Consider the following 7,587-nt stretch of genomic DNA (forward strand, 5'->3'; position numbering starts at 1 on the left):
CACGTCCCGGGACCGGCAGCAGGATGGTGAAGGCGGCGCCGGAGCGGTCGCCCCGGTTGCCGGCCGTCAGGGTGCCGCCCATGGCCTCGACGAAGCCGCGGGCGATGGCGAGGCCGAGCCCCGTTCCGGCCCGGACGCTGTCGCCCTTGGCGGCCCGGTAGAACTTGTCGAACACGCGCTCCACGTCGGCCTCGGGCAGCCCGTCCCCCTCGTCGAGCACCGCGAGGCGGACCCGGCCGGGTCCGGCTGGTCCAGACTCCGAGCGCCCGCCCTCGCGCCGGCCCCGGATCGTCACCGTCGAGCCCTCCGGCGCGTACTTGGCGGCGTTGTCGAGGAGGTTGACCAGGACCTGCTCGAACAGGACGGGGTCGAGGCGCAGGGGCGGCAGATCGGCCGCGAGATCGAGGACGACGCGGTGTCCGGCCAGAATCGGCCCGAGGCGCCGCAGGGCCGTGTCGACGGCCTCGCCGACATCCTGCGGAGTGAGGTTGGCCGCCACCGCCCCGGCCTCCAGGCGGGTCATGTCGAGGAGGTTGACGATGAAGCGGTTGAGCCGCTCGGATTCGGCGATGATGGTGGCGAGCAGGTCGGCCTTGGCCTCGCGCGGGAGCGCCGCGTCGAGGTCGCGCAGGGTGGTGGCGGCCCCCAGCACCGAGGCCAGCGGCGTGCGCAGGTCGTGGCTGATCGAGGTGAGCAGGGCCTGGCGCAGGCGGTCGGTCTCGGCGGCCCGCTCGGCCCGGTCGAGATCCTCCACGAGGCGGACGCGCTCGATGGCGAGCGCCGCCATGTCGGCCAGCGCGTCGAACAGGCGCCGGTCCTCGGGCGAGAGGATCGGGCCGGTGCCGTCGGCGTCGAGGCCGATCACCCCGACGATGCCGCGGCCCGTGCGCATCGGTAGGAACAGCCGCCGGGCCCCCGGCAGGGTGTCGGCGCCGCGTCCGGCCGGGCGCGCGTTGTCGAAGGCCCAGCGCGCCGCGCCGAGATCCGCCTCGTCGAGCCGGTCCTCCGGCGGGTAGCCGGCCCGGACCGCCAAGGTGCCGGCGTTCAAGGTGCCGGCGTTCAGGGCGCCGGTCTCCGGGGGAGAGGGCTCGGTCAGGAGCAGGACCACGCGGACCTTCAGCATGGCGGCGATCTGGGCCGAGGTCGCCCAGAGCACGTCGTCGAGGGTGCCGCATCCGGCGAGCTTGCGGCTGAAGCCGTAGAGCCGCTCCGTGGCCCGGGCGCGGCCCTGGCTCACCACCGCGACCGAGCGGGCGCGGGCGGCGAGATTCGAGACGAGCACCGCCACGAGGGTGAAGAGCAGGAAGGCGGCCACGTTGGTCGGGTCGGCGATGGTGAAGGTGTAGACCGGCGGCAGGAAGAAGAAGTTGTAGGCGAGCGAGGACGCGCCCACCGCCGCGAGCGAGGGCCCGAGCCCCCAGCGCACGGCCACCGCCACCACGGCGGTGAGGAGGAAGAGGTCGGCGTTCTCCACGCCCGCATAGGGCTGGGCGAGGAGGGCCGCGCCGAGCCCGGCCGCGATCGACGCGAGGGCGAGCGCGTAGGGCCAGGCGTCGACGGTGCGCGGCGGGGCGGCCCGGGCGGCGCGCGGGGTCCGCGTCTCGCCCGGCGTTCGATCCGGCGCCGCGTCGCCCGGCACCACGTGCACGCCGATGCTGCCGCTGCGGCGCACGAGGTCGTGCACGACCGAGCCGTTGACGAGTTCGAACAGCCAGGAGCGCGAGGCCTTGCCGACCACGATGTGGTTGACGTTGTCCGAGCGGGCATAGGCCAGGATGTCGTCGGCGATGCGCCGGCCGCCGGGCAGGGTGACGGCGTCGCCTCCCAGCCGGTCGGCCAGCCGCAGCGCCTCGGCGATCCGGTCGCGCGCCGCCTCGTTGAGGCCCACCATGCGCGGCCCCTCGATGCAGAGCGCGGTCCAGGGCGCGTGCAGCCGGTCGGCGAGGCGCTTGGCGTAGCGCACCAGGCCGGCGGAGCGGGGATCGTCGCTGACGCAGACCAGCACCCGCTCGCCGGCCGCCCACGGCCCGGCGATCGCGTTGGCCCGCATGTGGCTGAGGAGTTCGTCGTCCACCCGGTCGGCCGTGCGGCGCAGCGCCAGTTCCCGCAAAGCCGTCAGGTTGCCGCGCGAGAAGTAGTGCTTCAGCGCCCGCTCCGCATGACTCGGGAGGTAGACCTTGCCGGCCTTGAGGCGCTCGATGAGGTCGTCCGGGTTGAGGTCCACCACCTCGATGTCGTCGGCCCGGTCGAGGACCCCGTCCGGCACGGTCTCGCGCACCCGGATGCGGGTGATGGAGGCCACCACGTCGTTGAGGCTCTCCACGTGCTGGATGTTCAGGGTTGTCAGGACGTCGATGCCGGCATCGAGCAGTTCCTCCACGTCCCCGTAGCGCTTCGGGTGGCGCGAGCCCGGCGCATTGGTGTGGGCGAGCTCGTCCACCAGGGCCAGCGCCGGCCGCCGGGCCAGCAGGGCGTCGAGGTCCATCTCCTGAAGGACCGTGCCGTGATAGGGCACGGCGCGGCGCGGGATCGTCTCGAAGCCGTCGAGGAGGCCTTGCGTCTCCGCCCGGCCGTGGGTCTCGACCACGCCGACGACCACGTCGATCCCGGCCTGCAGCCGGGCGCGGCCGACGGTGAGCATCTCGTAGGTCTTGCCGACCCCGGGGGCGGCCCCGAGGAAGACCTTGAGCCGGCCGCGCGTGCGCGCCTCCCGGCGCGCGGCCTCCAGCAGCGCATCGGGCGAGGGGCGGTTCGGGTCGCGGCCAGTCCCGCTCATGCGGCCTCCTCGCGCGGCGCTCAGCGACGGGCCAGATCGTCCAGGGCGAGGTTGAGCGCCAGGACGTTGACGCGCGGCTCGCCGAGGAGCCCGAAGTCGCGGCCCGCGACGTGCGCCGTCACGAGGTCGCGCAGGGTGTTCTGCGCGATGTTGCGCGCCTTGGCCACCCGGGGCACCTGGAACAGGGCGGCCTCCGGCGAGATGTCGGGGTCGAGGCCCGAGCCGCTCGCGGTGACGAGGTCCACCGGCACGGGCACGCCCGGGTTCTCGGCCGCGCGGGCGTCGCGATCGGTTCGGACGCGCTCGGCGAGCGCCGCGCTGGTCGGCCCGAGGTTGGAACCCGCGGAGTTCGCCGCGTTGTAGGGAGCCGGCACGGTCTTGGCGGCGTCGGCCGGATCGGCGGCGCTCGTGGCCGACGGGCGGCCCTGGAAGTAGCGCTCGCTCGTGAAGGACTGGCCGATCAGGCGCGAGCCGACGAACCGGCCGTCGCGCGCGATCAGGCTGCCGGCGGCCTGTGCGGGGAAGAGCGTTCCTGCCAGCCCGGTGACCGCGAGGGGGTAGGCGAGGCCGGTTAGCGCCGTGAGCGCGACCAGCAGGACGAGGGCGGGGCGAAGCTGGGACAGCATGGCGGGCTCCGGGGTTGGCGGACTCTTGGGAAGGGCGATTCGCGGGAGATCAGACGAGGTGGAGGGCGGAGACGGCGAGGTCGATGGCCTTGATGCCGAGGAAGGGCACCAGGAGGCCGCCGAGGCCGTAGACGGCGAGGTTGCGCCGCAGGAGCGCCGCGGCCCCCACCGGCCGGTAGGTCACGCCCCTGAGCGCCAGCGGGATCAGCGCCACGATGATGAGCGCGTTGAAGATGATCGCCGAGAGGATGGCGCTCCGCGGCGAGGCGAGGCCCATGACGTTGAGGGCCTGGAGCTGCGGGTAGAGCGTCAGGAACATCGCCGGGAGAACCGCGAAGTACTTGGCCACATCGTTGGCGATCGAGAAGGTGGTCAGCGCCCCGCGGGTCATCAGCAGCTGCTTGCCGATGCCCACGATCTCGATGAGCTTGGTCGGGTCGGAATCGAGGTCGACCATGTTGCCGGCCTCGCGGGCCGCCACCGTGCCGGTGTTCATCGCCACGCCGACATCGGCCTGGGCGAGGGCCGGCGCGTCGTTGGTGCCGTCGCCGCACATGGCCACCAGCTTGCCCTGCGCCTGCTCCTTGCGGATGAGCGCGAGCTTGTCCTCCGGAGTGGCCTGCGCCAGGAAGTCGTCGACGCCGGCCTCCGCCGCGATGGCGGCCGCCGTCATCGGGTTGTCGCCGGTGATCATCACGGTGCGGATGCCCATCCGGCGGAGCTCCGCGAAGCGCTCGGCGATGCCGCCCTTCACGATGTCCTTCAGGTAGACCACGCCGAGGAGGCGTCCGTCGCGGGAGACCGCGAGCGGCGTGCCGCCGGCCTTGGCGATCTCCTCGGCGATGGCGCGGATCTCGGCGACCGCCTCGGTCTCGGCGGCCGGCTGATAGGCCAGCGCCGCGTTGGAGCCGCGGGTCGCCATCGGTTGGCCGGACATGGGTTGGCCGGAGAGAGAAGCGATGACCGCGTCGACGGCGCCCTTGCGGATGGACGACCCTTCGAGGTCGACGCCGGACATGCGCGACTGGGCGGTGAAGGGCACGAAGGTGGCGTTGAGGCCGGCCATGTCCCGCGCGCGGAGGCCGTAGGTATCCTTGGCCAGCACCACGATGGAGCGGCCCTCCGGCGTCTCGTCGGCGAGCGAGGCGAGCTGGGCGGCGTCCGCCAGATCCTGTTCGGTGACGCCGCGCACGGGGCGGAACGCGGTGGCCTGCCGGTTGCCCAGCGTGATGGTGCCGGTCTTGTCGAGGAGGAGCGTATCGACGTCGCCGGCGGCCTCCACGGCGCGGCCCGACATGGCGAGCACGTTGAAGCGCACCAGGCGGTCCATGCCCGCGATGCCGATGGCCGAGAGGAGCGCCCCGATGGTGGTGGGGATGAGGGTCACGAACAGCGCCACCAGGACGATGACCGGGATGGCGCCCCCCGCATAGGACGCGAAGCTCGGGATCGACGCCACGGCGAACAGGAAGATCAGGGTCAGGCCGGCTAGCAGGATGTTGAGGGCGATCTCGTTGGGGGTCTTGCTGCGCGAGGCGCCCTCGACCAGGGCGATCATGCGGTCGACGAAGGTGGAGCCGGCGGCGGCCGTGATCCGCACCCGGATCGCGTCGGAGAGCACCTGCGTGCCGCCGGTCACCGCCGAGCGGTCGCCGCCGGATTCGCGGATGACGGGGGCGGATTCACCCGTGATGGCGGCCTCGTTGACGGAGGCGACGCCCGCGATGACCTCGCCGTCGGACGGGATCAGGTCGCCGGCCTCGACGAGGACCACGTCCCCCACCTTGAGGGAGGTTCCCGGGACCATTTCGTAGTCGCGCCCCGGACCGGTGAGGCGCTTGGCCTGCATCTCGGTGCGGGTGCGGCGCAGGGAATCCGCCTGCGCCTTGCCACGCCCCTCCGCCAGGGCCTCGGCGAAGTTGGCGAAGATCAGGGTGAACCAGAGCCAGAGGATGATCTGGCCCGAGAAGGCGAGGCCGTCCGCGCCGACGGCGAGGTCGCGGGCGAACAGCACGGTGGTCAGGGCGGCCACGACCTCGACCACGAACATCACCGGGTTGCGGATCATGACGCGCGGGTCGAGCTTGGCGAACGCGCCGAGGAGGGCCGGCCCGACGAGGGCGGCGCTGAACAGGGATGAGGCGGGACGGGACATGATGCGGTGTCCGGAAGGGGAGGGTCGAAGACCGGGCGCGGCGCGCCGGGTCGGGATGTCGGTTCTGGGCGCCGGGGCGCCATCGGGGCGCCGTCAGGGCACGAGGGCGCCGTCGAGGGTCAGGGCGCGGCCGATCAGGGCGGCCGAGGCCATGAGGGCGAGCCCGCCCAGCAGCGTGACGCCGAGGAGCCCGAGGATCAGGTCGGAGAGCCGGACGGGCGCCGGCGGCCCGGGGACGCGGCGCCCGTGGGTGGGCCGCCGGACCGAGAGGTGATGGCGGGGGATGCGCCGGGCGGGGAGGGTGCGCGGCATCTCAGCCCCCCGCCGGATACGTCTGGCCGAGGCCGCCGGCGAGGTGCTCGACGATGGGCCCGAGGGCGAGTGCGGGAAAGAAGGTCAGGCCGCCCACGATGAGGATCACGCCCACCAGCAGCCCGACGAACAGGCCGCCATGGGTGGGCAAGGTCCCGGCCGAGGCCGGCAGCGTCTTCTTGGCGGCCAGCGACCCCGCGATGGCCAGCGCCGGGACGATGACGAAGAAGCGCCCGAACAGCATGCCGAGGCCGAGCGTCGTGTTGTAGAAGGTCGTGTTGGCGGAGAGCCCCCCGAAGGCCGAGCCGTTGTTGGCCGCCGCCGAGGTGAAGGCGTAGAGGATCTCCGAGAAGCCGTGCGGGCCGGCATTGGCCGGGCCCGCGAGGCCGGCGGCGACCACGGTCGCCAGCGCCGTGAAGCCCAGCATCATCAGGGGCAGGCACAGGATGGCGAGCATCGCCATCTTGACCTCGCGGCCCTCGATCTTCTTACCGAGATATTCCGGGGTGCGCCCGACCATGAGGCCGGCCACGAAGATCGTCACGATGACGAAGACCAGGATGCCGTAGAGGCCGGCGCCGACGCCGCCGACGATGATCTCGCCGAGCTCCATGTTGATCAGCGGGATCATGCCGCCGAGCGCCGTGAACGAGTCGTGCATGGCGTTGACCGCGCCGCAGGAGGCCGCCGTGGTCACCGCCGCGAACAGGGCCGAGGCGAGGATCCCGAAGCGGACCTCCTTGCCCTCCATGTTGCCGCCGGTGAGGCCGAGGGCGTCGAGCACGGGGGTGCCCGCGCCCTCGGCCCAGTAGAGAACCGTGGTGCCGGCCAGGAACAGCACGCCCATGGCGGCCAGGATCGCCCAGCCCTGGCGCTCGTCGCCGACCATGCGGCCGAAGACGTTGGTCATCGCCGCGCCGAGGGCGAAGATCGAGACCATCTGGACGAAGTTCGACAGCGCGGTCGGGTTCTCGAAGGGATGGGCCGCGTTGGCGTTGAAGAAGCCGCCGCCGTTGGTGCCCAGCATCTTGATCGCGACCTGGCTCGCCACCGGCCCGACCGCGAGGGTCTGCCGCGCGCCTTCGAGGGTGGTGGCCTCCACCGCCGCGCCGAGGGTCTGGGGCACGCCCTGGGACACGAGGAACAGCGCGTAGACGACGCAGAGCGGCAGCAGCACGTAGAGGGTGGTGCGGGTGAGATCGACCCAGAACGAGCCGACCGTCCGGGCCGAGGCCCGGCTGAACCCGCGCACCAGGGCGACGGCGAGGGCGATGCCGCTGGCGGCCGAGAGGAAGTTCTGGTGGGTCAGGCCCAGCATCTGGGCGAGGTAGGACAGCGTCGTCTCGCCGCCGTAGGACTGCCAGTTGGTGTTGGTGACGAAGCTCACCGCCGTGTTGAAGGCGAGATCCGGCGCCACCGCGCCCTGGCTGTCCGGGTTGAGCGGCAGCGCCGTCTGCAGGCGCAGCAGCCCGTAGAGCGCCAGGAAGCCCAGCCCGTGGAAGGCCAGCATGGACAGGGCGTAGGCCAGCCAGTGCTGCTCCTGGGCGGCATCGATGCCGGCGGCGCGGTAGAGCCCGCGCTCGACGGGCGCGAGCACGGGGGAGAGGACCGTGCGCTCGCCCGCGAACACGCGGGTCATGTAGCCGCCGAGGGGCTTTGCCAGCGCGACGACGACCGCGCAGAACAGCGCGATCTGGAACCAGCCGTTGAGGGTCATG

5 protein-coding genes are annotated in these 7,587 nt (G+C 72.8%); all 5 read right to left on the bottom strand.

Features of this window, described 5'->3' with window-relative positions; all coding sequences use genetic code 11:
- On the bottom strand, window positions 1-2,776 hold a 2,776-nt coding region (locus K2X24_RS11870), incomplete at its 3' end, for a sensor histidine kinase KdpD (protein ID WP_292498175.1).
- Window positions 2,777-2,796: 20 nt separating this feature from the next.
- The gene (locus K2X24_RS11875; protein ID WP_292498176.1) at window positions 2,797-3,402 is read right to left on the bottom strand and encodes a K(+)-transporting ATPase subunit C; all 606 of its coding nucleotides are present in this window, start codon (window positions 3,400-3,402) and stop codon (window positions 2,797-2,799) included.
- Between the two features lie 49 nt (window positions 3,403-3,451).
- Entirely contained in the window at window positions 3,452-5,557 is a 2,106-nt protein-coding gene (kdpB, locus tag K2X24_RS11880) for a potassium-transporting ATPase subunit KdpB (RefSeq protein ID WP_292498178.1), read from the bottom strand.
- A 93-nt stretch (window positions 5,558-5,650) separates the two neighbouring features.
- Entirely contained in the window at window positions 5,651-5,869 is a 219-nt protein-coding gene (locus tag K2X24_RS11885) for a hypothetical protein (protein ID WP_292498180.1), read from the bottom strand.
- Between the two features lies 1 nt (window position 5,870).
- The gene (gene kdpA, locus K2X24_RS11890; protein WP_292498182.1) at window positions 5,871-7,586 is read right to left on the bottom strand and encodes a potassium-transporting ATPase subunit KdpA; all 1,716 of its coding nucleotides are present in this window, start codon (window positions 7,584-7,586) and stop codon (window positions 5,871-5,873) included.
- Window position 7,587: the final 1 nt, after the last annotated feature.

It is taken from the genome of Methylobacterium sp. (genome assembly GCF_019750675.1).
In the GTDB taxonomy this organism is placed as follows: Bacteria; Pseudomonadota; Alphaproteobacteria; order Rhizobiales; family Beijerinckiaceae; genus Methylobacterium.